The following is a 25,660-nucleotide window of genomic DNA, read 5'->3' as shown; positions in this document are numbered from 1 at the left end:
TGATGATGAAGCTGCGTCTACTCCTTATTGGGCTGCTGTGTTTTGCCTCTTTCGGTACTTGGGCTGCACTCATTCGGGTAACAGATACAGATTCACTCACCCTTGCCCTTAACAAAGCTCAAGAAGGTGACACCCTAGTGCTGGCCACTGGGGTGTATGAAGGTTCTTTTAAGGTGACGCAATCCATTTCGCTAAAGGGGGAAATGGGCGCGACATTAGATGCATTGCGCCAAGGGAGTGCACTGATCATTGAGGCGCCTCAGGTGAGTATAGAGGGGCTAAATATCCGCCATTGGGGACGCGATCTGTATTACCGTGATGCCGCCATTTTACTAAAACAAGGGGCGGATAATGTGCAGATTAAGGGAAATCGCTTGGTGGGTGATGGTTTTGGTATTTATGGCGAACAGCTAAACTCGCCCACCATCACGGACAATAGCATTAGTGGCAACGGTGCCATTTATGTGCTTGATCGGGGAGATGGTATTTATCTCAAGCATGTTAATGCGCCACAAATTGACCGAAACCAGCTGATTTTTGTCCGCGATGGCGTGTATTTAGAGTCCGTTACCCACAGCCGTATTTATGAGAATCAATTTACTAAGCTGCAATACGGTATTCATTACATGTATACCCAAGCCGACGAAGCGTGGCAAAACCAAGCGATTGCCGTCGATGGCGGTTATGCCCTAATGAATTCAACGGATATTTACCTGCACCATAACCGCGTTACCCAGGCGCGGGACTTTGGCATTTTGCTCAATATTACCGAGTCCTCCCATATTCAAGCCAACGTTGTCAGCCAAATTCATAACCCCAAAGGAACTGTGGAGCTTGGCAATGAGGGCAAAGGTATTTTTATTTATGCCGCTCAAAATAACCGTATTCAAGATAACGAATTTAGCCATAGCGATACCGGGATTAGTATGGCCATGGGCGGTGAACAAAATCGCCTTTGGCACAATCGTATTATTGCCAATCAAACCCAAGTTAAATATGTCGGTGAAAGCCAACTTGAATGGAGTTATCAAGGGCAGGGGAATTTCTGGTCCCAATATCAAGGTTGGGATCTGAATGGTGATGGATTAGGGGATATTGCCCATAGGCCGAATGACAGTTTAGACAAACTGTTTTGGCTTTATCCTGAAGCCAAACTGTTGATGGAAAGCCCAGTTGTGTTGTTACTGCGCTGGGTGGAGCGGCAATTTCAGCCACAGACAGTTAGCGGAATTAGCGACAGTTTTCCGTTAATGCGGTCGGTTACACCCTCACTTATTGATGGAGGTTCGCGATGAATCATCAGGCGCTCACACCTAGGGTGACAGATCCGTTATCGAATGTAGAGGTTGCCGTAAGGGCCAAAGATATCAGTAAAGATTATGGAAAATTTAAGGCATTAACGGATATCAATTTCGACGTGCTAAGGGGTCAGACGTTAGCGCTACTGGGTCACAATGGTGCGGGTAAATCTACGCTACTTAAATTGATTCTAGGTTTAATTACCCCGTCAAAGGGGCAGATCCAAGTGCAAGGGCAAGATGTCAGAGCTATGAATGTTAGCCAGAGTTTATCTATCGGCTATTTACCTGAAAATGTCAGCTTTTATGACAATATGACAGCCCTTGAGCTATTGGATTATTTTGCCAAGCTTAAAGGTGTTACTAAGGGGAAAGTGCATACATTGCTTAGTGAGTTCGGGCTGGAGGCTGCAAAAGATAAGCGGCTTGGTACTTTTTCCAAGGGGATGCGGCAACGTCTTGGGTTAGCGCAGGCGATATTGGCTGAGCCTAAGGTATTGCTTTTAGATGAACCAACAGTGGGGCTCGATCCTCTGGCATCGGCGTTTCTGTATCAAAAAATGGCGCAACTAAAGGCGCAGGGCTGCGCGATTATTATCAGTACCCATGAGCTGGGCTTAGTACAGGAAAATATGGATCGCGCCTTGATCTTAGGTCGAGGACATATGATCGCCTCGGGTAATTTAACCTCCCTACGCGAGGCTACTGCGCTACCCGCATATATTACCTTGCATGCCATCTCCAATGCACAAAGGCAGCAAGTTTTAGTCGATCCAATTCTGGCCTCCTATATTGGGTCTTCTACACCACAAGGGATAAGGCTGAGTGTCCCTGTGACACAAAAGTCTGTTGTATTAACTCTTTTATTACAAAAGCTTAAGTTAGAAGCGTTTTCAGTTGAGTCACCAAGTTTGCAGGATATTTTTCATTACTATATGGACAAGGTCGATGCTCCATCATCCCACACTTTATCGACAGATATTTCGCAAGGGACTGATATCATCAAAGAGTTAGCGCAGCAGGCTAAACGGGAGTGGGTGGCATGAGCCGAGAGCGTGTTTTACAGAGGAATGCCCATTTAAGCGCCTTGGGCATCATTACCACTATTGCCGCAAAAGAGTTTAAGGATAATCTGCGTAACCGTTGGTTATGGATGATGACGGGAATACTGCTACTTCTTTCCTTGAGTGTCGGTTTTATGGGGAGTTCGATATCCGGTAGTTTAGTGATCTTCGAGCCTGCCCAGATCCTGTCGGGGCTCGTGACCCTGTCGGTATTTATTCTTCCCTTGGGCGCTATTCTATTGAGTTACGACAGCTTTGTAGGGGAAAAGGAATCCGGTACTTTGCTTTTATTGATCACCTATCCGTTGGCACGTTGGCATATTGTGTGTGGCAAATTTTTAGGCCATACCTGTGTCATGGCCGTTGCCTGTATTTTGGGTTTTGGGATCACAGGGTTTATGTTGGGGATGCTTAGCGAGGTACAAATTAGATTATCGATACTTATTGGATTTATCCATTTGATTAGTAGTGGGATTTTGTTATCACTGGTGTTTGTTTTACTCGGTTATTGGATAAGCTTAATAGTAAGGGAAAAAGCCAAAGCGCTTGGTATATTGCTGGTGTTATGGTTTGTGCTAGTGCTGGTATACGATTTAGTGTTGCTGACAGCATTAGTGGGATTGGCAGATACACTCAATCGTAATCTATTTAATGTATTAATCCTGTTAAATCCCAGCGATTTATTCCGTGCTTTAAATTTACTCGCAGGTCCATCAGATACCTTAGCCGTTAAAAGTAGTCTCGCTTTAATCGCCCAAACCGGGATAGGTTTACCTTTAATGTACGGTTTATTGATCTGTTGGATTGCCCTATTACTGCTTTGGTGTTCCTGGGTATTTAAAGGTCAAGAAATTTAGTTAAGTGATACCTGTATTAGTTGAAGTTTGTGCCTGTTAAACAATAACTAAACTGAGCATAGAGTCACACTCTTCTATGTTGTTAAAAGGTAAAGTAAACCATCTTGATTTGGTGATTGCGTATCATCGTTTTCTTGGAAAGAAACTATGTCACATAATGATTGCCTGCGCTGCAGTTAGTGCGATCATACCTTATCAGTTTTAGCTGATTTTTCAGGCGTTTAACATGCATAAAATCACTTCTTATTTAATGTTAGATGAACAGGCTAAGGAATTAGTCGATCATGTGAATGGCGCAACCATCAGCCTGACTTTTTCCGAAACGGCCGTGTTAGTTCTGCTGTTATCATCCACGAATGCCATTTTTACTAAGGAAGAATTGCTACAGGTAGGTTGGCCTGAAAGGGTGGTTGCTCCTACCTCTTTAACGCAATGTATTAGTACCTTACGTAAAAAATTAGAGCCCTATACCGAAGTGCAGCTCAAAACCGTGGCACGCCGCGGGTATCAATTGCATGTTTCTGAACAATCCCATGTAAAAATGCTGGCAATTAACGATGCCGATGCCATTCGCGATGCCATAGTCGGAGTATCCATTTGGACAAAATTTGCAGGAATTTTGCTATGTTGTGCCATTTTAGGGGTGATCTGGTACGTGAGTGATCACCACGCTGTCGTTAAACATGTGGCTAAGTGGCATGCCGATAAATACATCAGTTTAAATATTGGTGGCACATTGGGTACTGCCCAAATGCTCTATATTAGCGGTGAGGAACATTTACATCCTTCGTGGTGGTAAAAGCATTTGGCGCCAGAGGGAAATCACATCAGTAACCTTAATTATTTCAGTGCATTCACCTCAACCGATGGCAAAAACTATTCAATGGCGATTTGTCCAGAGCTTGATGCCAAAGCCTGTAATGGAAATGGCATCATCAATATTACGGCCATAGACGCAAAACCCGCAGGATTGAGTATGGCGGAGTTTATTCCGCTAAGTAAAAAGATGGAGCAACGCATTCGTTATAACCGTATTGTGCTTCCCGTGGATGATAAGAGTACAGGTGATCTACTTGAGCATAATTACCATGCCGATATCTATTTCCCCGTCGCGGGTGAGTTGCTGGTTCGTACCGATCTCAGCATGTCGCTAGTCTATGAAGGTGAGAAAAAAGGCAAGTTTTATTCGACCTCCTGCATTACGGATCAAGACTGTTTAACCACGCCAATTAAATACACTATTCGGGGTGAGTTTGAGCAATATCAAACCACCATAGATGAGTTAAAGGTCGATGTATTTCATGTGAAAGTACTGCAAAAGGAACTGACTAAACCGGATGAAGTCAGTCATTCTGCCATGCATTTTTACCGTGAGATCCGCAAACATGATATCCGCGATGAGGATTTGTTTTACTACCGCGTTTATCAAAATGAGCATACTGCAGTATGGATAGTCCCTCAAATGGGGCAAGTTTTGGCTTGGACTCAGTACACCCAAGTTAAGCTCTGAGCCTTGAAGGCTCATGATACAAAACCTGCCTTCAATTATGACCATGGGGAGTTGGCGTTCCGGTATGGATATATGCTGGAGTTAACACTCGCTTAGCTTGATCGACTATTCGAAATAGTTAACTCAAATATTATGCTTAAACCTTGCAACGTGCTTATTCATATCCCTTATGGTGATCTACCGAAACAACCTCAAGATGCAGAAACTCTTATCTTGAGGTAACTTGGGTATTATCAATATCAAAAGTGAATAGGATTAAGGGAATGACAAACACTGACGATCGTTATTTTTATGAACCTCAAAACGGTCATGGACTACCCCATGATCCTTTAAATGCCATTATTGCTCCCCGTCCAATCGGTTGGATCTCTTCACGCAGTGCAACAGGGCAACGCAATCTCGCGCCCTATAGTTTCTTTAATTGTTTCAACTACAAACCGCCAATCATAGGTTTTGCCAGCACAGGTTGGAAGGACAGTGTCGCTAATATTATCGAGACAGGGGAGTTTGTGTGGAACCTCACCACCCGTGGTTTAGCTGAGCAGATGAACCAAACTTCGGCCATGCTGCCACACGGCCAAGACGAATTTGCCTTTGCCGGACTCACTGCCAAAGCGGGCACTATTGTTAAGGCCGATTTAGTGGCTGAAAGCCCTGTGAATTTCGAATGTAAGTTGTCCCAATGCATTCAGCTCACCGCCGCCAATGGCGACAAAATCGATACTTGGTTAGTGCTAGGTGAAGTGGTTGCCGTGCATATCGCCAAGCATTTACTCGATAGCGAAGGGATTTATCAAACTGCACTCGCCGAGCCCGTTTTACGTGCTGGCGGCCCATCGGCCTATTACGGGATCTCCGAAGCGTTACGTTTCGATTTGCATCGACCAGAAGTGTAGCGGCTGCTCAGGTGCCGCAGGGCTGGGTGTTTAACCCTGAGTTGGTTTATGGTTGTGGTGTTAAAGGTTTATACATTAGTAATTAAAAGCTAAATCAAAGTCGTGGGGCTTCACCCCACACCCGACCAAGAGGGGATCAACAGCAATTCCCTCTTGGATCTCCCTTGCCGCCCCTAGCGAAGTTACATGCATTGGTTAGTGGTCTCATACTCCAATAAAAATTGCCTAACGGCTCAGATGGGACATCCATGTCCCCCCGAGCCTGCGCCATCATCCATGATGTCGCCACGGCATTTTTATCTGCGTCTTTCGACAACTTCGCAGGGGAAGGTGAACTCCTGAGATTGCGGTGTTCGCTGTTAATCTCAAAAGAGTTCTGCCTGTCCCATCTTTTCTATCTCAGAAGATCTGCGTTTCGATCTACATAGACCACAAGTGGAAGGGGCTGCTCAGGCGCCGCAGGGCTGTGGGTTTTCAAACTTCATTTAAGATTGACTCATGAGGTTAACTTTTTAAATCAAAATATAAGTCAAAGTCGTGGGGCTTCACCCCACACCCGACCAAAAGGGAAAAAACGCCTATTCCCCTTTTGCCTTATCCATAAAACGTGGCCCCGGCATCCCTAGCGAAGTTACATGCATTGGTTAGTGGCTTCGTGCTTATTCGAAAATAGCTAACGCTTCCGATGGCTATGCTTTACATCCCTGTAAAGCCCTCCAGTTCGGCAGTCCCTGCCTCTCGCTCATAAGTGCGAAAATCACCGATTTTTATTCGCCCCTTCCCCGAAAGCTACGCAGACGTCCTGTCTGCGTCACGCTCTATACTTTTAATAGAAAGTCTTCAACGCCCTTCAGCAACTTCGCAGGGGATAGTGTATCTCTGTGGTTTTAGTGCTGTCTGTTTACCATTTAAAGCAAAAAAGAGTTGTGGGTATCCTGTCTTTGCTATGGTTTGTTTCGCTTCTCTGCAATCATTGATTAAATCGACGACATTCTGTTAAAATCATGTTTTAAAAGATATTTAGGCAAACCTTCCCAATCACCGTTGTTAAATTAGTTCAAGGAGTTACTTGTGGGAGAAATACAATGAGCAGCTCTTTAGATAAAGTAACAATTAAGGGCTTTAAGTCTATTCAGACTTTAGAAGATTTTAAGCTTAATGCGCTCAACATTATTGTTGGTGCCAATGGGGCGGGTAAAAGTAATTTTATTGCTTTTTTTAAATTGTTAAGTGCGTTAATTGACGGAAATTTAAACCGTTTTATACGAGATAGTGGTGGCGCTAACGATTTACTTTTTGGTGGCCCAAAAGTCACTAAAAAAATTGAGTTTTCTACTCGCTTTGGCATGCGAGGATTTCGTTTTAATTTAGTTGCGACACCAAGCAATGCTGCAGCGATTGAGGATGAGGCTCGTTATTACAGCGGCGGTTCAAGCCGCTGGTGGAATTTAGGTGATAGCTCTGAGGGCGTGTCAAACATGGTTTCTGAGGTGAAACGCAACACGCCTGACGCTAAGTACTCAAGACCTGTATACGAAGCTATTGCTTCTTGGAAGATCTATCACTTTCATGATACTAGTTCAACCGCCCCTATGCGCGGCGAAGAAATCATTCAAGATAATAAAGTATTGCGCTGGGATGCATCAAACATTGGTGCTTTTTTATTGAAATTAAAAAATGATTATCAAAGTGAATATAAAGACATCGTCAACGCTATTAAATTAGTTACTCCTTTTTTTGATGAGTTTCTACTTGAGTCTTTTAAACGCGGTGAAAAAGAAGTCGTTAACTTAACTTGGTTACAAAAGGGATCCGATTACCCAATGCAACCTTACCATCTCTCAGATGGTTCCATTCGTTTTATCTGTCTGGCAACTGCTTTATTACAGCCGAATCCGCCAGCTACAATTATCATCGATGAACCTGAGTTAGGGTTACATCCCGCTGCGATAGCTATATTAGCTGAATTGATCAAAGCTACATCTGAGCGAACTCAGGTGGTTGTCGCAACTCAGTCTCCTGAATTAATAAATTATTTTTCAATTGAAGATATTATTGTCGCGAATAGAAAAGATGGTGCATCGACTTTTAATCGGTTGAAAGAAGAAGATTATCAGGAGTGGCTTGAGGATTATTCAGTAGGAGAACTTTGGAATAAAAATATAATTGCTGGAGGTCCAGTAAATGAGTGATTATATGGAGGTTGTAGCTATAGTCGAGGGTAGAACAGAGCAAATATTTGTAGAGCGCGTTTTGTCGCCCTACCTAGGAAATAAAAACATTTTTATTACTGCGGCGCAGATATCTAAACCTGGTCAAAAAGGCGGTGATGTAAAGTTTAGCAGGGCTGAAAGGGATATTGGTCGTTTTCTTAAGCAAAGGCCTGATATATACGTAACTCATTTTTTTGATTATTATGGTTTAAAGGAATGGCCTGCTTTAGACACTATTCTTAATCAAAGTCATACTGAAATTGCTCAATTATTAAATAATGCTGCTTTTGCATACATAATTCAAAATTATGGCGATTACCAAGCTCAAAACAGGTTTATTCCTTACATGGCTATGCATGAGTTTGAAGCATTATTGTTCAGTGATGAAATAATTTTGGCTGACGCGCTTGGCGTAGATGTTGGACAAATTAAAGCCATTATTACTGCATGCGAAGAACCTGAAAAAATTAATAACAGCCGAGAAACTGCGCCGTCAAAGCGGTTGAATCAATTGAAATTATCTGGAACATTCAAGAAAACAACGGAGGGTATCAGTATTGCTGAGCAAATTGGTGTAGAGAAGATGCGCCAGCGTTGTCCACTATTCAATGAATGGCTAAATCAACTGGAATCGAAGCTTGGATGAAACTTTATTTCGTCAATACTTTAGCTGTCCTCCTTGGTCGACTCTTTATTAAAAAAGCAGGGGGGTGAAGCCCCACGACTTTGATCCAAACGAAGTTTGGGTAAATTCAATCGACTGCCATCAGCAAGATAGAAAACAAAACCCCAGTAAAAACTGGAAGAATTTAATGAGCCGCCCATTGTTAAACTTTCAGGAAGCATGGCAGTAAAAAGAAGACTTTCAGGTTTCTGAGGAGGTTAGGGAGATTAAGCACAGGCATGTAAGTGATCGTTGACGGCATGGATGCCGTCGTCGAGCCCTCATGGACCACTCTTTTTAAATCAAAGTTGGCGTGTCACTGGAATGACAGTGCTTAATGGCTTAATTTGATGCTAAATCAGTTGGTTAGGTTAATCATTTATTTACTGTTAAATGATTAAGCAATAGCCAGTTAGTTCAAAGCTGGATTCCCGCTTAAAAGCATTGCGGGAATGACGCTGATGAGTGGCTGGCTTTAGAGACTACAAATCCATGCGTTATTTGATAAATGCGAACGCATCACCGTAGAGATGCGCTTCTTCTACGCCCATCTCGCGGAAGATTTCCCGTGCAGCACCGACCATATCGAAACGGCCGGCGATATAGATGTCATAGCCATTTAAGCTGACAAAATCTAGTTTGATTTGCGCTAACAGATTGGCGGTTTTACCCTGCCAATTAGCGGGCGCTTCTTCGATGACGGGGATAAAGTGCAGCCAAGGGTGAGCGTCGTGCCACCGCCGGGCAATGGTTTCAAAATACATGGCATCTTGGGTGCGACAACCCCAATACAGTGTCGTTTCAACCTGTTGGCCGAGGGCGATTTGTTGCTCGACGATACTCTTTATGTAAGAAAACCCAGTGCCGCCGGCGATTAACAGGCGGGGGCGATGACTCTCATGGCGCAGGTGGGCTTCGCCGCCGGGGGCTTCGATATCGATATGGCTACTGGTTTTTAAACGCTCAACCACTTGCATTGGATAGCTTTCGCTGACGGCTGCGCCAATATGTAACTCAATAAACTCGGCATTGGGCGCTGACGCGATAGAGAAGGGGCGTTTGTCTGTTTCACCCATGACAACACATAAGTATTGCCCCGCCTGGAAATCGAAGGCGGTTTCGGGCTTTAACAATACTTGATAAACAGCGTCGTTAAATGGGCTCACTTTCTCTATCTTACAACGTATGGTTTTCATCAAACTTCCTTTGCACCTTTCTCAATATGTTGTGTTGAAGGTGTCGCATTAGGGCCGTTAGCGGCCTATTTTCTTGGCTTAAGTAGGTACTTGAGACTCTGCTTAAGCTGCATTATAGGGTTGGGCTGTCGTCTATGCCTAACTCATCCCAGATTGAGTCGATCTTTTGCTTCACTTTTGGATCCATTACGATCGGCGTGCCCCATTCGCGGTGGGTTTCGCCTTCCCATTTATTGGTGGCATCGAGGCCCATTTTTGAGCCTAAGCCCGCAACGGGTGAGGCGAAATCGAGGTAGTCGATTGGGGTGTTTTCGATCATCACGGTATCGCGTTTAGGGTCCATGCGGGTGGTGATCGCCCAGATCACATCCTGCCAATCGCGGCAGTTTACGTCTTCATCCACGACTACAATAAACTTGGTATACATAAATTGGCGCAGGAAAGACCAAGCACCCATCATCACCCGTTTGGCGTGTCCCGGATATTGTTTGCGAATGGAGATCACCGCCATACGGTACGAACAACCCTCTGGCGGCAGATAAAAATCAACAATCTCAGGATATTGCTTACGCAAAATCGGCACAAACACTTCGTTTAATGCGACCCCAAGCATAGCGGGCTCATCCGGTGGACGGCCAGTGTAAGTGCTGTGGTAGATCGCATCTTTACGCTGAGTGATGTGAGTAACGGTAAATACCGGAAACTTATCGGTCTCGTTGTAGTAACCCGTGTGATCGCCGTAGGGGCCTTCTTCCGCCAGTTCCTCTGGATCGATATAACCTTCGAGAATAATTTCACTGGTGGCAGGCACTTCTAAGTCGCAGCTTAATGCCTTGCAGACTTCGGTGCGTTCACCGCGCAGTAAACCGGCAAAAGCGTATTCGCTCATGGAATCGGGGACTGGGGTCACTGCACCTAAAATGGTCACAGGATCGGCACCAAGTGCGACCACAACCGGATAGCGTTCACCGGGGAATTGCTCTTTAAAATCAGCAAAGTCTAACGCGCCACCACGGTGGGATAACCAGCGCATGATCAGCTTGTTTTTACCCAGTAATTGTTGGCGATAAATGCCTAAATTTTGGCGACTTTTGCGCGGCCCCTTAGTGATGGTTAAGCCCCAAGTCACTAATGGCGCAACATCACCTGGCCAGCAATGCTGAATGGGCAATTGGGTTAAATCGACCTCATCGCCGGTTTTAATGATTTGTTGGCAAGGCGGGTTACGCACTGTCTTTGGCGGCATATTCAAGGCTTGCTTGAACATAGGGATCTTAGCGATCGCGTCTTTAAAACCCCGTGGCGGCTCGGGCTCTTTTAAAAAGGCCAGCAGTTCACCCACTTCACGCAGGGCTAATGGGTCGTCTTTACCGAGCGCCATGGCAACTCGTTTTGGCGTACCGAACAGGTTTACCAACACGGGCATGTGATGATTTTTGGGATTCTCAAATAATAGCGCAGGGCCTTTGGCGCGCAGAACGCGATCGGCGATCTCTGTCATTTCTAAATGAGGATCAACTGGGTAGCTAATGCGTTTGAGTTCGCCATTGGCTTCTAGGTGATCAATAAAGCTGCGTAAATCCTTAAAACTCATGTGGAAATAGCCTCTGCAGTGAAAATCCATATGGCGCGCACTATAGCATTTTTCTGTTTTAGGGTTAACCTATTCAGTGATCTTCAAGCTTTAGAAGCGTAAAATAAGCTTCCGTAGGTCGCGGCCTAGCTCGCTTACGCTTTCTCTCTCGAGGTGCTTATGAATATTCCTTTAGTGTTTACTCAAAAAAAGTATTTTCAAAGTCAACCACATGGCGCCCATCAATGGCAGCTAAAGTGTGTTGCTTTATCGCTTGTTGTTGGAATATCACTTTTGAGTGGGTTCAGTGTATCGGCGGACGCTGTTGCCGGAAATCAGGACTATTCGGATCGAGCTGAGCGTTATGCTGGCTCCCGTGATAGCTATAGTCGACACATCAATCATGCAGATCAACGCTATGACAAGCGTTACCGCCATAAACATAAGTATCGCTACTACAATCCATGGGGGTTGGGCCTAGGTTTGGGACTTGCAACGGGGTGGAGCTCGGGTTGGAACCTTGGTTATGGTTGGAATACCCATTGGAATAATGATTGGGGGTGGAATACTCGTTCCCCTTACTATCGGCAATCTTATCTAAGCGATAGTTATGCACGAGATTATCGCAATTCGCCCTATTCGAGTATTGGGCTATCGATTCCAATGGCCTATGACGAACAGTCCGTTGCGGTATCGGCCCCTGTGCGGGTGACGACCAGTATGCAGTATTCCCCTGGTGAAGGCCGCATGGTATCGAGCATGCCTACAAGTGCTAGCAGCCAAACGGTTAGCAATAATAACGCAGTGGCACCTCAAATCCGCCAAGCGCGCAGTGTGTCTAGTTTGCCAACCAATGCCAGAATAGTGCAGCAGGATGGTCGTACACTTTATGATTGGCAAGGCACGCTTTATGCCTTTGACTGGAACAGTCAAACCTATCAAGAACAATTAGTTAAATAGATTTTTATATTTAAAAAAATGGGAGCACAGTGTGCTCCCATTTTTTGCTCCATTTTTAACCATTAGCCACGCTGTATGGTGATATCGGCGATATAGCCATGCTCTGTGGCAATTAAGGTTTGCTTGAGCATGCTTGCGGCCTCATCTGCCGACATAAAGCTTGAGGTATCCAAAGTTTTACCACTACTGGGCCAAAAGCCCGTGTCCATACCGCCGGGATACACGGCAATCAACTTCATTGGGCTGTGCTTTAATTCTAAACGTACCGACTCGACAAACCCTCGCACAGCCCATTTTGCGGCGCAATAAGTAGACTCTCCTGCCTTGGCGGCAAGCGCAGCGGTAGACATGACGATGACGACAGTCATGGCTTGATCTTTATAGCGTTTGACCAACTCACGCACTAATAGAATTGTCGAAGTAATATTGTTATTCAAAAGAGCTTGGATATCCCTCACGCCTTGGGTTTCAATTGGCCCAAAGTAGCCACTACCTGCACAATGGATAACGGTTTTGGGGATTGCAGTGAGGCTGTCGAACAGTGAGTTAAGGCTCTGTTCATCCGCTAAATTGGCAGTTATCGCTGCAATGGGTTGATTTGAGAATGGCGTAAGTGCATTGGCGACAGTTTGCAGCCGCTCAGCATTACGCCCTGTGAGTGTCAGTGGTTCATTCTCTTTGGCATAGAGTGTTGCTAGGGCTGCACCTAAACCACTGCTTGCGCCAGTAATTAATATCATTTTGACCTCGTTAATTCAGGCAATTAGTCACTCAAAATAGCATTCTGCTTGGCATTAGGCCTTAAGTTGTTTAATCGCCGCCGCTAGCGCAAACTCATAACCCTGTGCGCCAAAACCACATATCACCCCAATCGCCTTATCGGAAAAATAGGAATGGTGGCGAAAGGGCTCGCGGGCATGCACATTGGATAAATGCACTTCAAAGAAAGGAATCGCTACCCCAAGCAGGGCATCACGCAGGGCAACGCTAGTATGGGTAAACGCGGCGGGGTTGATAATGATGATCTGGGCATCGGTCGCATGAATCGCATTGATCAGCTCAAACTCGGCATTGGACTGAATATGCTCGAGCTCGACTCCCGCCTGTTGTGCCTGCTGGCTTAGCTCTGCCACTATGTCGGCTAAGGTTTGATGACCGTAAACGCTGGGCTCGCGGCGACCTAAGAGATTGAGATTGGGGCCATTGACGAGCAAAATTTTATGACTCATTGCGCTTTCCTTTACCACGTGCATTGGGTTCAAGCTGGGATAAATGTATTTCAGTTTTGTATATAGGCCACTAACTTAACCTGTTCAAAGTGTTTTTGCATTAACCGTTAGTCGATTATGCCGTTGAAATCCTGCACCATTGTTAATCGGTTTCAATTGGCGTTATTGATCTCAGTTAGCAGTTGCCTAAGTTAACTGCTAACGAAGTTAATAGTCACTCTTCTGCTGACGCATGGCCTTAGTGGCGCCTTTTTGTTTCTTAGTATCTAATCGCCTAGTTTGGCTGCCCTTAGTGGCGCGGGTGGGAATGCGTTTTTTCTGCACTTCGCCGACACTGGCGACTAATTCAATAAATTGCTCCAACGCGGTTTGGCGGTTGGCATCTTGGCTGCGACTCGCTTGGCATTTAATGATGATCTTACCGCTCTTAGTGATGCGATGATCGGCCTTATTGAGTAAGCGTTCTTGGTAAAACTCGGGTAAGGATGAACTTTTAATATCGAAGATGAGCTGCGCGGCGGTGGACACTTTATTTAAGTGCTGTCCACCTGCGCCACTGGAGCGGATAAATTGCCACTCGATTTCATTTTCCTGAAGCTCCACACGGTTTGAAATTTTTATCATGGCAGACTTAGGCATTTTTCAGCAGAGATTGAGAGCGAGTAACGATTTGCTACTTATAGCTTCTCAATAGATTTGTTATCATCGGGCGCATTCTTTGCCACGGCATAGGCCAGTGTTGGCAAAAGTCTAGTGTTTCCGATTCGGAGTGCCTCTATGTTATGCCAAATCCCCGATATTGCTAAGGGTGTTATTAGTCTTTTTGCCAGTGGTCGACTATCCTCCACCGATTATCGAGCCCGTTTACAACCGGCGATTAAGAGTTATCGTAAGGATTGGGGCCAAGTTTGCCTGTATATTGAGGCCGACGTGTTACTCGAAGGCTGGGAATTTGAGTCGCTTACCGGCAGTGGGGAAGTCCAGTTACCGAATTTTGAAGCCCTAGTATTTGTGGGTGGCCCAGATTGGGTGGGTAATTCGGTGCGTTTACTCGGACCTTTTATGCAGGGTGAAGTGGCTTGGTTTCCTCTAGAGCAAAAGGCCAAGGCGATCGCTTGGATTGCTAAGCGCTCAGTTCGTTAATTGCCCAAGATGGGTTTTATTTTATAAGGAATTAAATATGTCATTGTTGAAATCTCTGGCGGTCAAGCCTTTATGCACTAAGCTGGGGGCCATTGCGTTAGTCGTCGCCTTTACGACAGGACTGAGTGCCTGCGCGCCAGAAGTGGGCAGCGATGCTTGGTGTAAGCAAATGAAAAATAAGCCTTCCGGCGACTGGACTGCTAACGAAGCGGCCGATTACGCTAAGCACTGTGTCTTCAAATAGACAGTGTCTTCAAATAAGCTGTTTTTTCAAATAAATAGCAACTAGCATCGAGTCATAGCTTCGCGGGTATTAGCTTGCGGGCTGTGAACTTATGTTTATCATACGGGTCAGATGTTTCGTGATCCGTTATTTGCAATAGGTGATTTTTGAATTCTACCGCTAAGCCCTTCTTTCGCAGAATGGTGAACCTACTGATAGCCATTATCGTGCTGCAATTTGCTGGTGCGAACTTGGGTGCGCATCAGTTACATGCGGGCAATGGTGAGGAAGAGGCCGAGAATCATCCCCATTTGCAGTTCAGTGCCCAAGTCACGACGTTAACCCAATGTGTCGATTGTGCGTGTCCGAAAGAGCAGTCGCTAGGATTTGCCGAGGCCGTGATAGCCAATAGTGCGGGTGAAAACCAAAGCAGCGGATTTCATTCCCACTTAGTTAAAACCACTGAAATACAAGATTTTGACCTATGCCTCGACTGCCAATGCCATGGCGGTCATGTGGCACTGTTATCTCAGGCAGTGAGTCAGCCTGTACAGGCGTTAGAAAGTGTCTATCTGCCTACCGATGTATCCTATTTCCCGCCTGAAAATTTACCTAAATACCGCCCTCCTATCGCTTAATTCTCCAATATTCGGCTTATTTCTCGGCCTAGGACGATTGATTCATCTGATTGGATCTCATTCTATTTTGCCGCGTGATAAGCCCGTTATGTTCATTCCCCAAAAGATATGCTTGAACTGATGCTCGCAGCGTTAACTGTTGGAGCCGTCATTGGCTTTTTAGCCGCGCACTGTATTGCTTGGCGGGATGATTCGATCGGCGCTTATTTGCCATGCCCAGAACGATATGATTGCTTTGCATTGAGCTATTTAAATGAAGCTCACATCTAGCCGTTTCGCTTTGGGCGCAAAAGTCAGCCGATCCACATTCGATATTGTTAGGATTTGCGATGAAAAAAACGATTCTCGCCCGTACTTTAGTTTGTCTGTTTAGATCGGGCTTGTTTAGCTGCGGATTAGTATTGGCCGCCGGATTGCTAGCCTTTGCCCTCGCGGCAGAAAATGACTCTCTTGAAGTCAATGTCCTTGAAGTCAAGGTCCTTGAAACCAAAGCCTCTGAAGCTAATGCCCCTGAAATCAAAGCCTCTGAAGTTGAGGCATTTAAGGCGCAATCACTGGGCTTACCCGCCAAAGAAACCGACACGGCACATGTCAACTTTGGCCAATGGTTGCCTGTGTTACTCACACAGTTCAATCAGTTACCTGAAGTTCAGGCGCAACTTGTAAGGCAGCAACAGGCTAAACTGGCCATTCAGGCGGCAAATCGCGCTGTGTATAACCCAGAACTTGGGCTTAATTATCAAAATGCTGATACAGATGCCTACAGCTTAGGGCTCAGTCAAACCCTCGATTGGGGTGACAAGCGCGGCGTGGCGACGCAGCGTGCCGAGCTTGAAGCGCAAATCCTGTTAGCAGACATAGGGTTAGAGCGTAGCCAAATGTTGGCCGAACGCTTACTGGCGTTGGCAGAGCAGGCGCAGAGTCGCAAGGCGCTGATCTTTGCCGAGCAGCAATTAAGGTTCACCAAGGCGCAGCTCAATATTGCTGAGCAGCGATTGGCGGCGGGGGATTTATCCAACGTCGAGCTGCAATTGATACAACTCGAAGTCGCCTCTAATACTGCCGACTACGCCTTAGCCGAGCAGGTGGCCTTAGTGGCCGATGGCAAAGTAATTGAATTACTTGGGGATAATAATTTCGCTTTTAGTGAATTTATCAAGGAGATCCATTTCTTTGTGACTCAGGCTAAGCAAGCGCCAGCGGCCGAGTTGGGCACCTCTACATCAGCCTTGCCAGCCCTGGCGAGTGCTTATCAGCAAGTGCTGCTCGCCAGAGTTAATGTCATGCAAGTCAAAGCGGAAGCTTCGGCTGACCCGACTATTAGCCTAGGCGCTGAAAAGGAAGGCACGGACAATAAGCTCGGTGTCGGCGTGTCGATTCCTCTACAAGTTCGCAATAACTACAGTGAGTTACAAGCCGTAGCCGATAAGGGCATCGCTATCGCGGAGCAAGGCTATCTTGCCCGTGAGCGAGTGCTTACCGCTAAGCAGAAACAATTCCTCTATGCGTTACCGCGTTTACTCGAACGTTACCAAGACTGGCGTGAGTTAGTGCAAGTGTCAGGTGCTAAAGCCGCTAAATCCTTAAGCCAACAATGGCAGGCGGGGGATGTGAGTACTAGCGAGTACTTACAGAGCCGTCGTCAGTTAGCCGCCAGTTATTTGGTGGGCTTAAACCTAGAAACGGCTATCTATCAAAGTTGGTTAACTTGGATGGGCGAAAGCGGCCAGCTTATGCCTTTTATCGAAAAGCTCATTATAGAAAAGCTAAATGCAGCTCCTTCGATAACATCTAATGCCGCCGCACGCACAGTAAACCCATGAGGTCACAATAATGAATTCAAATACTCACCACGAAAATATCCTTCAACTGGATGCTGTAACGACGTCTGAAAAGCGTCGGTTTAACCTATCAAAAATTGCGCTCGCATTATTCGTGCTGAGCACGCTGGCATTTCTCGCTCAGCCTGTATTGGCTGGCGGTGATCACGCCCCCGTCGCTAAGGAAAGTGGCGATTCGGTAACGCAAATGGCGTCGACGGATGAACACGGCGAACAGGCGCTGAAATTGACCGAAGCGCAGCAAGCCTTGGCGGGGATTAGCTTATTACCTTTGTCGAGCGATAGCTTGAACCTAGCCAATTTGAATCTCGATATTAGGGCGACGGCGACCTTAGTGGTGGATCGCGATCGAACCGCGACCCTTGCGCCGCAGCTCGATGTGCGTGTGTTGGCGCGCCATGTGGTGCCGGGGCAAGAAGTGAAAAAAGGTGAGCCTTTACTTACCTTGGGTGGCGCAGCCGTTGCGCAGGCACAGGCGGACTACATTAATGCCGCTGCCGAATGGAGTCGAGTCAAACGCATGAGTGAAGGTGCGGTTAGCGTCAGTCGGCGGATGCAGGCGCAGGTGGATGCCGAACTTAAACGGGCGATTTTAGAGGCAATTAAGATGACGCCCGCGCAAATTCGTGCACTGGAATCGACGCCCGAAGCCATAGGCAGTTATCAACTCTTAGCGCCAATTGACGGCCGAGTGCAGCAGGATATCGCCATGCTAGGTCAAGTTTTTAGCGCGGGCACGCCCTTAATGCAACTGACCGATGAATCCTATTTATGGGTTGAGGCGCAGTTAACCCCAACTCAAACTACGCATATCCAGGTTGGCAGTTCAGCTTTAGTGCAAGTAGGGGATAAGACGTTGGTAGGTAAGATTATCGGTCGCTCCCATGAACTCGACAGCGTAACGCGCACCGAGCAAGTGCTGGTGAGTATGCACAATCCTGATCATGTGTTGCATGCGGGGCAATTTGCTGAACTCTATTTTGCTGGCTCGACTACCGATCCAAACGGCAGTGGCATAGTGCTGCCCGATGCGGCGTTGACCCGTGGCGGCGATGGCGATTGGCAGATTTTTATTCAAGATGAGGATGGCTTCGAGTCCATTGAGGTAGAAGTGGTGCAGCGTCAACGCGGCTTGAGTCTAGTACGTGGACCTGAGCTTGAAAAAGCCCAACAGGCACAGCTCAAGGTTGTGGTGGCTGGCGCGTTCTTCTTGGCATCCGAGCAGGCGAAAGCGGGCTTTGATATTCACGCCCACTAATATGAGCGCCCTCATTTTGGAGATTTTCTATGTTGCAAAAATTAATCGAAGCCGCGATTAAAAACCGGCTGTTAGTGGTATTGGCTCTGCTCGCCGTGATTGTGGGCTGCGTGGCCATGCTGCCTAAGTTGAATCTCGATGCCTTTCCTGATGTGACTAACGTGCAAGTTACCATCAATACAGCGGCCGAAGGCTTAGCCGCTGAAGAGGTGGAAAAACTTATCAGTTATCCGGTGGAATCGGCCATGTACGCCTTGCCAGCGGTGACTGAGGTGCGCTCGTTATCGCGTACTGGCTTGTCGATTGTGACTGTGGTATTTGCCGAGGGGACGGATATTTACTTCGCTCGTCAGCAAGTGTTTGAACAGTTGCAGGCGGCGCGGGAGATGATCCCAAGTGGCGTCGGAGTGCCTGAAATCGGCCCCAATACCTCGGGATTAGGGCAGATTTATCAGTATATTCTGCGTGCAGAACCTAACTCTGGCATTAATGCCGCCGAGCTGCGTAGCTTAAATGATTATCTGGTGAAGTTGATATTGATGCCCGTGGGCGGCGTGACAGAAGTCTTGTCTTTTGGTGGCGATGTGCGCCAATACCAAGTGCAGGTCGACCCGAATAAACTGCGTGCCTATGGCTTGTCTATGGCGCAGGTGACTGAAGCGCTAGAGAGCAATAACCGCAACGCTGGCGGTTGGTTTATGGACCAAGGCCAAGAGCAACTTGTGGTGCGCGGTTACGGCATGTTGCCCGCAGGAGACGCGGGATTGGCGGCGATCGCGCAGATCCCTCTGACTGAAGCCAGCGGTACGCCAGTGCGTATTGGCGATATCGCTCAGGTGGATTTCGGTAGCGAGATCCGTGTCGGGGCTGTGACTATGACGCGCCGCGATGAATCTGGCCAAGTGCAAAATCTCGGTGAAGTGGTGGCTGGTGTCGTGCTCAAACGCATGGGGGCAAACACTAAGGCGACGATTGACGATATTGGTGCGCGGGTGAGCCTTATTGAGCAGGCCTTGCCCGATGGAGTGTCCTTTGAGGTGTTTTACGACCAAGCGGAACTGGTCGATAAGGCTGTGACCACAGTGCGCGATGCGCTGCTAATGGCCTTTGTGTTTATCGTGGTGATCTTAGCGTTGTTCCTCGTCAATATCCGCGCGACCTTGTTGGTGTTGCTGTCGATTCCAGTGTCTATCGGGCTCGCGCTTATGGTGATGTCCTATTATGGTCTGTCGGCAAACCTGATGTCGCTCGGCGGTTTAGCTGTGGCGATTGGTATGTTAGTCGATGGCTCTGTGGTGATGGTAGAGAATATTTTCAAACACTTAACTCAACCTGATCGCCGCCATTTACCCGAGGCGAGGGCGCGTGCCGATGGTGAGGATGATCCCTATGACAGTGAGGAGGATGGTGCTAAAGTCAGTGGTGATGTCAGCGAATCGAATATGGTTATTCGGATAATGCTCGCGGCAAAAGAGGTGTGTAGTCCAATCTTCTTCGCCACCGCCATTATTATCGTCGTATTTGCGCCGCTGTTTGCACTCGAAGGCGTTGAAGGCAAGCTGTTCCAGCCGATGGCGGTCAGTATCATTTTGGCTATGATGTCGGCGTTGCTGGTGGCGCTGATTGCCGTGCCAGCCCTTGCCGTGTATCTGTTTAAGCGCGGTGTGCTGCTTAAACAAAGTGTGATTTTAGCGCCACTGGATGCCGCTTATCGCAAGTTACTGACGGCAACGCTTGCTAGGCCAAAGGTGGTGATGCTCAGCGCCTTGGTGATGTTCGGCTTGAGTCTATTACTGCTACCAAGGCTGGGTACCGAATTTGTGCCTGAACTGGAGGAAGGCACGATTAACTTGAGGGTGACGCTGGCACCAACGGCGAGTTTAGGGACTTCGCTCCAAGTCGCACCTAAGCTTGAGGCTATTTTGCTAGCATTTCCCGAGGTGGAATATGCCCTGAGCCGCATTGGTGCGCCTGAACTGGGCGGCGATCCCGAGCCTGTGAGTAATATTGAAGTCTATATTGGCTTGAAACCGATAGCAGAGTGGCAGTCGGCAAGCTCACGCTTGGAACTGCAGCGCTTGATGGAGGAAAAGCTCAGCGTGTTCCCCGGACTCTTGTTGACCTTTTCGCAGCCGATTGCGACTCGGGTAGATGAATTACTTTCGGGGGTAAAAGCCCAGCTAGCGATTAAAATCTTCGGCCCAGATTTAGCAGTATTGTCACAGAAAGGCCAAGCACTTACCGATCTCGTTGCGAAAATCCCCGGTGCCGTGGATGTGTCGCTTGAGCAAGTGAGCGGCGAGGCGCAATTGGTCGTGCGGCCCAAACGCGAGCTATTGGCGCGTTACGGCATCAGTGTCGATCAAGTGATGAGCCTCGTCAGCCAAGGTATTGGCGGCGCCAGTGCTGGTCAAGTGATCGATGGCAATGCCAGATACGACATCAATGTGCGACTCGCGGCCGAGTTTCGCCAAAGCCCTGATGCGATTAAAGACTTATTACTCAGTGGTACAAATGGCGCCACAGTGCGCTTAGGGGAAGTCGCCAGCGTCGAAGTGGAAATGGCACCGCCGAATATTCGCCGTGACGATGTGCAGCGTCGTGTTGTGGTGCAGGCCAACGTGGCGGGACGCGATATGGGCTCGGTCGTGAAAGATATTTATGCCCTAGTGCCAAAGGCGGATTTGCCTGCGGGATATACAGTGATCATTGGCGGCCAATATGAGAACCAGCAGCGAGCGCAGCAAAAGTTGATGTTGGTGGTGCCGATTTCTATCGCCTTGATTGCCTTGTTGTTGTACTTCTCCTTTGGTTCATTCAAGCAAGTGTTGCTCATCATGGCGAACGTGCCCTTAGCTTTGATTGGCGGCATAGTGGCCCTGTATGTTAGTGGTACTTATTTGTCTGTGCCTAGCTCTATTGGCTTTATCACTCTATTTGGGGTGGCGGTGCTCAACGGTGTGGTGCTGGTGGATTCGATTAATCAGCGCAGGCAAAGCGGCGAAGCACTCTATGATTGTGTTTATGAGGGCACTGTTGGTCGTTTACGGCCGGTATTGATGACGGCACTGACCTCGGCCTTAGGTTTGATCCCGATTTTATTGTCATCGGGTGTCGGCAGTGAGATCCAAAAGCCTTTAGCAGTGGTGATTATCGGTGGCTTGTTTAGCTCGACGGCGCTGACCTTACTCGTCTTGCCGACCTTGTATCGCTGGTTATATCGCGGCGATAAGCGCATCGATGAGCTTGATTCGCTACAGATTAGCCACAAGTAAGCCGTCATCGTGGGCAATAACTTGTTATGTTTCGGGTTATTGCCTTCGTTATAGACAGGGTTATCACATTGACTAAAACTCTAAAAATCAGTGAGCTAAAGAGTGATAGATGGGCTAGTCTTAGAGTCGACATTAAGGACATTCATTTCTGGAGAACATTATGATTGCGGTAATTTTTGAAGTCATCCCGACAAAGGAAGGGAAGGAAGAGTATCTGCACGTGGCCGCTGAAATGCGCCAATATTGATACCCAAATAACCTCTAGATACGAGTTTCAGAGCGCCTAGGGTGCTTCAATTCAAGGCGCATCAATGACAGAATGTCGGCCACCTTTTGAATTGATGCAACACAGAAGTGGAGTGCCCTAGGCGCTCCGTCCCGGCGGGTTTTAACGCACTTTATGCTGTGTTGGTTATTTTTAACTTAGCCCACTAGGTCTGCAAATAGCCGCCTTGCCTAAAGTGCGTTAAATTCCCGCTGAATCCTGCATCTTTAGGTTGTTTGGGTATCTTGGCCGCAAGGGATTGATTTCGATCGAACGTTTTCAGAGCTTAACCGACGATGGCAAAGTACTGAGCCTGTCGTTCTGGGAGGACCAAGCTTCTATCACCCAATGGCGTAATCAGATGGCCCACAGCATTGCCGAGCAAACGGGTATAGTGCCCTGTTTGTTTCATTCCTATCGTATTCGTGTGGCCGAAGTGGTGCAAGATTACAGTGAAACTGTACACATTGAAGCCGAGTAATCACTTACCTCACTGAGGTTAAAACAAAACCCATCGAGCTCGATGGGTTTTTTATGCGTGACACTTAAGTTTGAGATTATTTTTCTTGCTGGGCTTTCAATAGATCGCGAATTTCAGACAGCAATTCTTGTTCTTTGGTCGGTGCGGGTGGTGCTTTGGGCGCTTCTTCTTCCTTGCGTTTTAGGGTGTTAATGGCTTTTAAACCCATAAAAATAGCAAAGGCGATAATCGTAAAGTCGATAACGGTTTGAATAAACTTGCCATAGGCAATAACGACCGATGGAGAATCACCCTGGGCGGCTAACAGCACTACGCTTAATTCGCTAAAATTCACCCCGCCTAAGATAACCCCAATTGGTGGCATTATAATGTCGGCCACAAATGACGACACTATTTTGCCGAATGCGGCACCAATGATAATACCTACAGCCATATCGATCACATTGCCACGGGACGCAAAAGCCTTGAACTCTTTGATTAAGCTCATTAGGTTTCCTCCAAAATTAAGATTAAATGTTAAATTTTACTTTGCTAACGGTATCAGGAAAACCTAAATATCTTGCTGCCTGTTACTTTATCAAGCTTATAGGGGCCTGTGGATTAAGGCAATTCTGGCATTGTGGAATTATCCTCTGAGCGGCAATCGGGAAGCAGACCTCTCCCTTACCTCTATCACATCGACCTTACGATTGCTGAGTTCGGTTTTTTATGATCTTTATGCTGTGGTAGACTCAAACTTCTGTTTCAATGACTTGCTGAGGTACTGGCTTGCAGTGGCAAAATCTTACGTTTAATCAATTAAATGCCAATACGCTATACGACATATTGAAACTCAGAGTCGATGTGTTTGTGGTGGAGCAGGTCTGTGCGTATCCAGAGCTCGATGATAAGGATAGGCACATAGAGACCCAGCATTTAATCGGCTTATCTTTGACGGGAGAACTGCTTGCCTACGCGCGGATTTTACCGCCGGGGCTGAGCTACCCTGAGGCGAGTATCGGCCGCGTGGTTGTGTCGCCTTCTGGACGAGGCAAAGGGTTAGCAATGCCTTTGATGCAGCAAGCTATTGAGTCTGCGCTGACAACATGGCCCGATGCTGGAATTCAAATCGGTGCCCAAGATTACCTCAAAGCCTTCTATCAAAAGCTCGGTTTTGTCGCCTGCTCAGAGATGTATTTAGAAGATGGTATTCCCCATTTAGATATGCGCTACCAAGGCGCGTAAGCATCAATATTCAACTCAAATAAGGAACAAAAATGTCAATTTCAACGGATTATAAAATTAATCAACAACAAATCGTCTGTGTGGCGAGCTTTCTGGCGAAGGAAGGTAAATCTGAGGCATTGATCGCTGCCCTTGCGAGTCTTATCCCTGAGACGCGCCGCGAAGCGGGTTGCATTCGTTACGAACTCAATGTGAGCCGCGATGAGCCACGTAGAGTCACCTTTGTCGAGAAGTTTGTCGATATTGCTTCCTTCGATGAACACTGCGCTAAGGATGCGATTCAGCATTATTTCCACCAAGTGATGCCTGAGTTGGTTGAGTCATATCATGTAGAAACCTATCACCAAATTATTGCCTAACTATGTGGTGTTCTAGCGGTATCAAGTCGTAGAACACCTAAGTCGATTTCAAACGCAGACATACATAGAACATCCGTGGAGACCCTTCGCGTGAAGGGTCTGTTTATTGAGGAACTTAAAGTGCTGTTTTTTAGTTTTAGGCAAATTTAAGTAAGCAAATAATGACTTTATAGCGCATCATGTTGCTGTATCTACCTAAAGTGCGATTAGGCTATTTAGGTGGAACTTTCAAGGTGAAAATCCTGCAATGCTGTATCTCCAAGGAAATAATATGAAACGGGTTAGCGTATTAGGTGATTGCGATAAGTGTAAAAAAACTGAAGAAATGTTCAAAGATATATCAGAGGAAATGGCCGTCGATCTGATCGTCAAAAAAGATACCGATCCACAGAGTTTAGTGAAATTTAAGGTAACAAAAACTCCCGCAGTCGTTATCGATGGGGAGCTAGTGCATAGCGGTTCAGTGCCGAGTAGAGCCGATATCGAAGAGTGGCTGCGGGACTAAAACCGCAAAAATGAATGCTGGGATCATATTCAATGCCAAAGCGTTGCAGAATCGAGGGGAACATAGGCCGGTGTTTGCACAATTTTATTCTGGGTGCATGGTTTTTAGTATTTCCCCTATCGGCGGCTGACCCAGCGCAGTCCATGGGCAAAGCACTAAAAGTCCAGACCCGTTGGCAAAGTCCAGACTATATCAGCCAAGCCTTTAGCCACATTGCGTTAAATAATGAATATGACACTAATAAACACAGTGTTCGTAAATGGCATATACCAATACGGGTTTTTATTGAGCATCAAGTTGCCGATAGTGCTCTGCACACGCAATTAGTACAGATGCATTTAAGCCATTTAACCGAGATTACTGGCCACGATATTCGCTTAGTCGATTCGCTTGAACAGGCTAATTTGCACTTAGTATTTACCCGTCAATCCCTGTGGACGAGCGAAGTTGTGCGCTTAATGGGGCAAAGTGCTGCGCAAAATATCCATGGCTCAGTCTGTATGGCAAAATTTGCCCTCAATTCTCTGCAACAAATTGAACGTGCTTGGGTCGTTATTCCCGTAGATCAAGCAAAAATGCACGGTAAGTTAGTGGCTTGTGTGGTAGAAGAAATCACCCAAGTATTGGGTTTGCCCAATGATTCAGAAAAAGTATTTCCCTCCATTTTTAACGATAAAACTCCGCAGGATTTGCTCACAGGGCTCGATTTTATTCTGCTAAAACTACTCTATAGTCCAAGTATTCGCGCTGGTATGACGGCCGCTGAGGTCAAACAACCTTTGCAGATCTTACTCGCACAATGGCAGCGTGATGGCACTATTACTCATGCAGATAAAACAGTGCGCCAAGGTAAGTTATACCCTTTACTCGGCTATTAACCGCTAAGTGTTACTCCTAAAGTTGACATTACTCGTACGCGATTAATTAATCCTTTTTGTTTTAGGAATAAGGGCATAGTCTATCTTTATAAGAGATAAACACCTTGGAG

At 46.8% G+C, this 25,660-nt stretch carries 24 protein-coding genes and 1 pseudogene; 19 read left to right on the top strand and 6 right to left on the bottom strand.

Annotated elements, in window-relative coordinates:
• Nucleotides 1–5: 5 nt before the first annotated feature.
• The 7 genes and pseudogenes from nosD (at nucleotide 6) to L2744_RS06260 (ending at nucleotide 8,484) form a co-directional block, all read left to right on the top strand.
• Nucleotides 6–1,295, top strand: a complete 1,290-nt coding sequence (gene nosD, locus L2744_RS06290; RefSeq protein WP_248991162.1) for a nitrous oxide reductase family maturation protein NosD — start codon at nucleotides 6–8, stop codon at nucleotides 1,293–1,295.
• Nucleotides 1,292–2,344, top strand: coding sequence for an ABC transporter ATP-binding protein (locus L2744_RS06285; protein WP_248991108.1), 1,053 nt, complete (start codon nucleotides 1,292–1,294; stop codon nucleotides 2,342–2,344). Before nosD ends, L2744_RS06285 begins: the two co-directional genes overlap by 4 nt.
• Nucleotides 2,341–3,219, top strand: coding sequence for an ABC transporter permease (locus L2744_RS06280; protein WP_248991107.1), 879 nt, complete (start codon nucleotides 2,341–2,343; stop codon nucleotides 3,217–3,219). The genes L2744_RS06285 and L2744_RS06280 overlap by 4 nt, the downstream gene beginning before the upstream one ends.
• A 226-nt stretch (nucleotides 3,220–3,445) precedes the next feature.
• Nucleotides 3,446–4,729 (top strand): annotated as a pseudogene (locus L2744_RS06275) (winged helix-turn-helix domain-containing protein).
• A gap of 263 nt (nucleotides 4,730–4,992) precedes the next feature.
• Nucleotides 4,993–5,625: a flavin reductase family protein gene (locus tag L2744_RS06270; RefSeq protein WP_248991106.1), complete on the top strand. Its 633-nt coding sequence runs from the start codon at nucleotides 4,993–4,995 to the stop codon at nucleotides 5,623–5,625.
• A 1,085-nt stretch (nucleotides 5,626–6,710) separates the two neighbouring features.
• On the top strand, nucleotides 6,711–7,817 hold the full coding sequence (locus tag L2744_RS06265) for an AAA family ATPase (RefSeq protein ID WP_248991105.1): 1,107 nt from the start codon (nucleotides 6,711–6,713) through the stop codon (nucleotides 7,815–7,817).
• Nucleotides 7,810–8,484: a DUF4276 family protein gene (locus tag L2744_RS06260; RefSeq protein WP_248991104.1), complete on the top strand. Its 675-nt coding sequence runs from the start codon at nucleotides 7,810–7,812 to the stop codon at nucleotides 8,482–8,484. The genes L2744_RS06265 and L2744_RS06260 overlap by 8 nt, the downstream gene beginning before the upstream one ends.
• A 515-nt stretch (nucleotides 8,485–8,999) precedes the next feature.
• On the opposite strand, the gene fre is transcribed toward L2744_RS06260, so the two are convergent.
• Both fre and ubiD read right to left on the bottom strand, forming a co-directional pair.
• Nucleotides 9,000–9,698: an NAD(P)H-flavin reductase gene (gene fre / locus L2744_RS06255; RefSeq protein WP_248991103.1), complete on the bottom strand. Its 699-nt coding sequence runs from the start codon at nucleotides 9,696–9,698 to the stop codon at nucleotides 9,000–9,002.
• 112 nt (nucleotides 9,699–9,810) lie between these two features.
• Nucleotides 9,811–11,292 carry a 4-hydroxy-3-polyprenylbenzoate decarboxylase gene (ubiD, locus tag L2744_RS06250; RefSeq protein WP_248991102.1) on the bottom strand — a complete coding sequence of 494 codons (1,482 nt, stop codon included), beginning with the start codon at nucleotides 11,290–11,292 and terminating at the stop codon, nucleotides 9,811–9,813.
• Between the two features lie 159 nt (nucleotides 11,293–11,451).
• Here ubiD and L2744_RS06245 point away from each other — a divergent pair, with 159 nt between their 5' ends.
• A complete protein-coding gene (locus L2744_RS06245; protein ID WP_248991101.1) occupies nucleotides 11,452–12,231 on the top strand; it encodes a hypothetical protein in 780 nt (259 codons plus the stop codon).
• Nucleotides 12,232–12,293: 62 nt separating this feature from the next.
• Here L2744_RS06245 and L2744_RS06240 read toward each other — a convergent pair whose 3' ends face one another.
• From L2744_RS06240 to arfB, 3 genes are all read right to left on the bottom strand, one after another.
• Nucleotides 12,294–12,971 (bottom strand): SDR family NAD(P)-dependent oxidoreductase, encoded by a 678-nt coding sequence (locus L2744_RS06240; protein ID WP_248991100.1) that lies wholly within the window; start codon nucleotides 12,969–12,971, stop codon nucleotides 12,294–12,296.
• A gap of 54 nt (nucleotides 12,972–13,025) precedes the next feature.
• Nucleotides 13,026–13,460, bottom strand: a complete 435-nt coding sequence (gene aroQ, locus L2744_RS06235; protein WP_248991099.1) for a type II 3-dehydroquinate dehydratase — start codon at nucleotides 13,458–13,460, stop codon at nucleotides 13,026–13,028.
• Nucleotides 13,461–13,667: 207 nt separating this feature from the next.
• Nucleotides 13,668–14,099 carry an alternative ribosome rescue aminoacyl-tRNA hydrolase ArfB gene (arfB, locus tag L2744_RS06230; protein WP_248991098.1) on the bottom strand — a complete coding sequence of 144 codons (432 nt, stop codon included), beginning with the start codon at nucleotides 14,097–14,099 and terminating at the stop codon, nucleotides 13,668–13,670.
• Nucleotides 14,100–14,237: 138 nt separating this feature from the next.
• Here arfB and L2744_RS06225 point away from each other — a divergent pair, with 138 nt between their 5' ends.
• From L2744_RS06225 to L2744_RS06195, 7 genes are all read left to right on the top strand, one after another.
• Nucleotides 14,238–14,603 carry a SpoIIAA family protein gene (locus tag L2744_RS06225; RefSeq protein ID WP_248991097.1) on the top strand — a complete coding sequence of 122 codons (366 nt, stop codon included), beginning with the start codon at nucleotides 14,238–14,240 and terminating at the stop codon, nucleotides 14,601–14,603.
• A 37-nt stretch (nucleotides 14,604–14,640) separates the two neighbouring features.
• Nucleotides 14,641–14,847 carry a DUF3012 domain-containing protein gene (locus L2744_RS06220; protein WP_248991096.1) on the top strand — a complete coding sequence of 69 codons (207 nt, stop codon included), beginning with the start codon at nucleotides 14,641–14,643 and terminating at the stop codon, nucleotides 14,845–14,847.
• Between the two features lie 179 nt (nucleotides 14,848–15,026).
• Nucleotides 15,027–15,464: a hypothetical protein gene (locus L2744_RS06215; protein ID WP_248991161.1), complete on the top strand. Its 438-nt coding sequence runs from the start codon at nucleotides 15,027–15,029 to the stop codon at nucleotides 15,462–15,464.
• A gap of 329 nt (nucleotides 15,465–15,793) precedes the next feature.
• Entirely contained in the window at nucleotides 15,794–17,287 is a 1,494-nt protein-coding gene (locus L2744_RS06210) for a TolC family protein (protein WP_248991095.1), read from the top strand.
• 10 nt (nucleotides 17,288–17,297) lie between these two features.
• A complete protein-coding gene (locus L2744_RS06205; protein WP_248991094.1) occupies nucleotides 17,298–18,563 on the top strand; it encodes an efflux RND transporter periplasmic adaptor subunit in 1,266 nt (421 codons plus the stop codon).
• A 29-nt stretch (nucleotides 18,564–18,592) separates the two neighbouring features.
• The gene (locus tag L2744_RS06200) at nucleotides 18,593–21,838 is read left to right on the top strand and encodes an efflux RND transporter permease subunit (RefSeq protein WP_248991093.1); all 3,246 of its coding nucleotides are present in this window, start codon (nucleotides 18,593–18,595) and stop codon (nucleotides 21,836–21,838) included.
• A 470-nt stretch (nucleotides 21,839–22,308) separates the two neighbouring features.
• Nucleotides 22,309–22,584 (top strand): antibiotic biosynthesis monooxygenase family protein, encoded by a 276-nt coding sequence (locus L2744_RS06195; protein ID WP_312018322.1) that lies wholly within the window; start codon nucleotides 22,309–22,311, stop codon nucleotides 22,582–22,584.
• A 76-nt stretch (nucleotides 22,585–22,660) separates the two neighbouring features.
• Here L2744_RS06195 and mscL read toward each other — a convergent pair whose 3' ends face one another.
• Nucleotides 22,661–23,071 carry a large-conductance mechanosensitive channel protein MscL gene (gene mscL / locus L2744_RS06190; protein WP_248991091.1) on the bottom strand — a complete coding sequence of 137 codons (411 nt, stop codon included), beginning with the start codon at nucleotides 23,069–23,071 and terminating at the stop codon, nucleotides 22,661–22,663.
• A gap of 281 nt (nucleotides 23,072–23,352) precedes the next feature.
• Here mscL and L2744_RS06185 point away from each other — a divergent pair, with 281 nt between their 5' ends.
• The 4 genes from L2744_RS06185 to L2744_RS06170 all read left to right on the top strand — a co-directional run bounded on the left by L2744_RS06185 (nucleotide 23,353) and on the right by L2744_RS06170 (nucleotide 25,550).
• Nucleotides 23,353–23,808, top strand: a complete 456-nt coding sequence (locus tag L2744_RS06185) for a GNAT family N-acetyltransferase (protein ID WP_248991090.1) — start codon at nucleotides 23,353–23,355, stop codon at nucleotides 23,806–23,808.
• 32 nt (nucleotides 23,809–23,840) lie between these two features.
• The gene (locus L2744_RS06180; RefSeq protein WP_248991089.1) at nucleotides 23,841–24,167 is read left to right on the top strand and encodes a putative quinol monooxygenase; all 327 of its coding nucleotides are present in this window, start codon (nucleotides 23,841–23,843) and stop codon (nucleotides 24,165–24,167) included.
• Nucleotides 24,168–24,438: 271 nt separating this feature from the next.
• Nucleotides 24,439–24,672 (top strand): thioredoxin family protein, encoded by a 234-nt coding sequence (locus L2744_RS06175; RefSeq protein ID WP_014611382.1) that lies wholly within the window; start codon nucleotides 24,439–24,441, stop codon nucleotides 24,670–24,672.
• A gap of 32 nt (nucleotides 24,673–24,704) precedes the next feature.
• On the top strand, nucleotides 24,705–25,550 hold the full coding sequence (locus L2744_RS06170) for a DUF2927 domain-containing protein (RefSeq protein ID WP_248991088.1): 846 nt from the start codon (nucleotides 24,705–24,707) through the stop codon (nucleotides 25,548–25,550).
• The last annotated feature ends 110 nt before the right edge of the window (nucleotides 25,551–25,660 follow it).

It is taken from the genome of Shewanella profunda, from assembly GCF_023283765.1.
GTDB lineage: Bacteria > Pseudomonadota > Gammaproteobacteria > Enterobacterales > Shewanellaceae > Shewanella > Shewanella profunda.
The sequence above is the reverse complement of the archived record's forward strand: the minus strand, read 5'-3'. Positions and strand labels throughout refer to the sequence as shown.

What these genes read in the sequence shown, in the direction of transcription:
- ubiD (WP_248991102.1), bottom strand. Translation starts at nt 11,292, where the DNA reads ATGAGTTTTAAGGATTTACGCAGCTTTATTGATCACCTAGAAGCCAAT.
- L2744_RS06265 (WP_248991105.1), top strand. Translation starts at nt 6,711, where the DNA reads ATGAGCAGCTCTTTAGATAAAGTAACAATTAAGGGCTTTAAGTCTATT.
- arfB (WP_248991098.1), bottom strand. Translation starts at nt 14,099, where the DNA reads ATGCCTAAGTCTGCCATGATAAAAATTTCAAACCGTGTGGAGCTTCAG.
- L2744_RS06180 (WP_248991089.1), top strand. Translation starts at nt 23,841, where the DNA reads ATGTCAATTTCAACGGATTATAAAATTAATCAACAACAAATCGTCTGT.
- L2744_RS06270 (WP_248991106.1), top strand. Translation starts at nt 4,993, where the DNA reads ATGACAAACACTGACGATCGTTATTTTTATGAACCTCAAAACGGTCAT.
- L2744_RS06285 (WP_248991108.1), top strand. Translation starts at nt 1,292, where the DNA reads ATGAATCATCAGGCGCTCACACCTAGGGTGACAGATCCGTTATCGAAT.
- L2744_RS06175 (WP_014611382.1), top strand. Translation starts at nt 24,439, where the DNA reads ATGAAACGGGTTAGCGTATTAGGTGATTGCGATAAGTGTAAAAAAACT.
- L2744_RS06210 (WP_248991095.1), top strand. Translation starts at nt 15,794, where the DNA reads ATGAAAAAAACGATTCTCGCCCGTACTTTAGTTTGTCTGTTTAGATCG.
- L2744_RS06225 (WP_248991097.1), top strand. Translation starts at nt 14,238, where the DNA reads ATGTTATGCCAAATCCCCGATATTGCTAAGGGTGTTATTAGTCTTTTT.
- fre (WP_248991103.1), bottom strand. Translation starts at nt 9,698, where the DNA reads ATGAAAACCATACGTTGTAAGATAGAGAAAGTGAGCCCATTTAACGAC.
- L2744_RS06240 (WP_248991100.1), bottom strand. Translation starts at nt 12,971, where the DNA reads ATGATATTAATTACTGGCGCAAGCAGTGGTTTAGGTGCAGCCCTAGCA.
- L2744_RS06260 (WP_248991104.1), top strand. Translation starts at nt 7,810, where the DNA reads ATGAGTGATTATATGGAGGTTGTAGCTATAGTCGAGGGTAGAACAGAG.
- aroQ (WP_248991099.1), bottom strand. Translation starts at nt 13,460, where the DNA reads ATGAGTCATAAAATTTTGCTCGTCAATGGCCCCAATCTCAATCTCTTA.
- L2744_RS06200 (WP_248991093.1), top strand. Translation starts at nt 18,593, where the DNA reads ATGTTGCAAAAATTAATCGAAGCCGCGATTAAAAACCGGCTGTTAGTG.
- L2744_RS06170 (WP_248991088.1), top strand. Translation starts at nt 24,705, where the DNA reads ATGCCAAAGCGTTGCAGAATCGAGGGGAACATAGGCCGGTGTTTGCAC.
- L2744_RS06215 (WP_248991161.1), top strand. Translation starts at nt 15,027, where the DNA reads ATGGTGAACCTACTGATAGCCATTATCGTGCTGCAATTTGCTGGTGCG.
- L2744_RS06205 (WP_248991094.1), top strand. Translation starts at nt 17,298, where the DNA reads ATGAATTCAAATACTCACCACGAAAATATCCTTCAACTGGATGCTGTA.
- mscL (WP_248991091.1), bottom strand. Translation starts at nt 23,071, where the DNA reads ATGAGCTTAATCAAAGAGTTCAAGGCTTTTGCGTCCCGTGGCAATGTG.
- L2744_RS06245 (WP_248991101.1), top strand. Translation starts at nt 11,452, where the DNA reads ATGAATATTCCTTTAGTGTTTACTCAAAAAAAGTATTTTCAAAGTCAA.
- nosD (WP_248991162.1), top strand. Translation starts at nt 6, where the DNA reads ATGAAGCTGCGTCTACTCCTTATTGGGCTGCTGTGTTTTGCCTCTTTC.
- L2744_RS06280 (WP_248991107.1), top strand. Translation starts at nt 2,341, where the DNA reads ATGAGCCGAGAGCGTGTTTTACAGAGGAATGCCCATTTAAGCGCCTTG.
- L2744_RS06220 (WP_248991096.1), top strand. Translation starts at nt 14,641, where the DNA reads ATGTCATTGTTGAAATCTCTGGCGGTCAAGCCTTTATGCACTAAGCTG.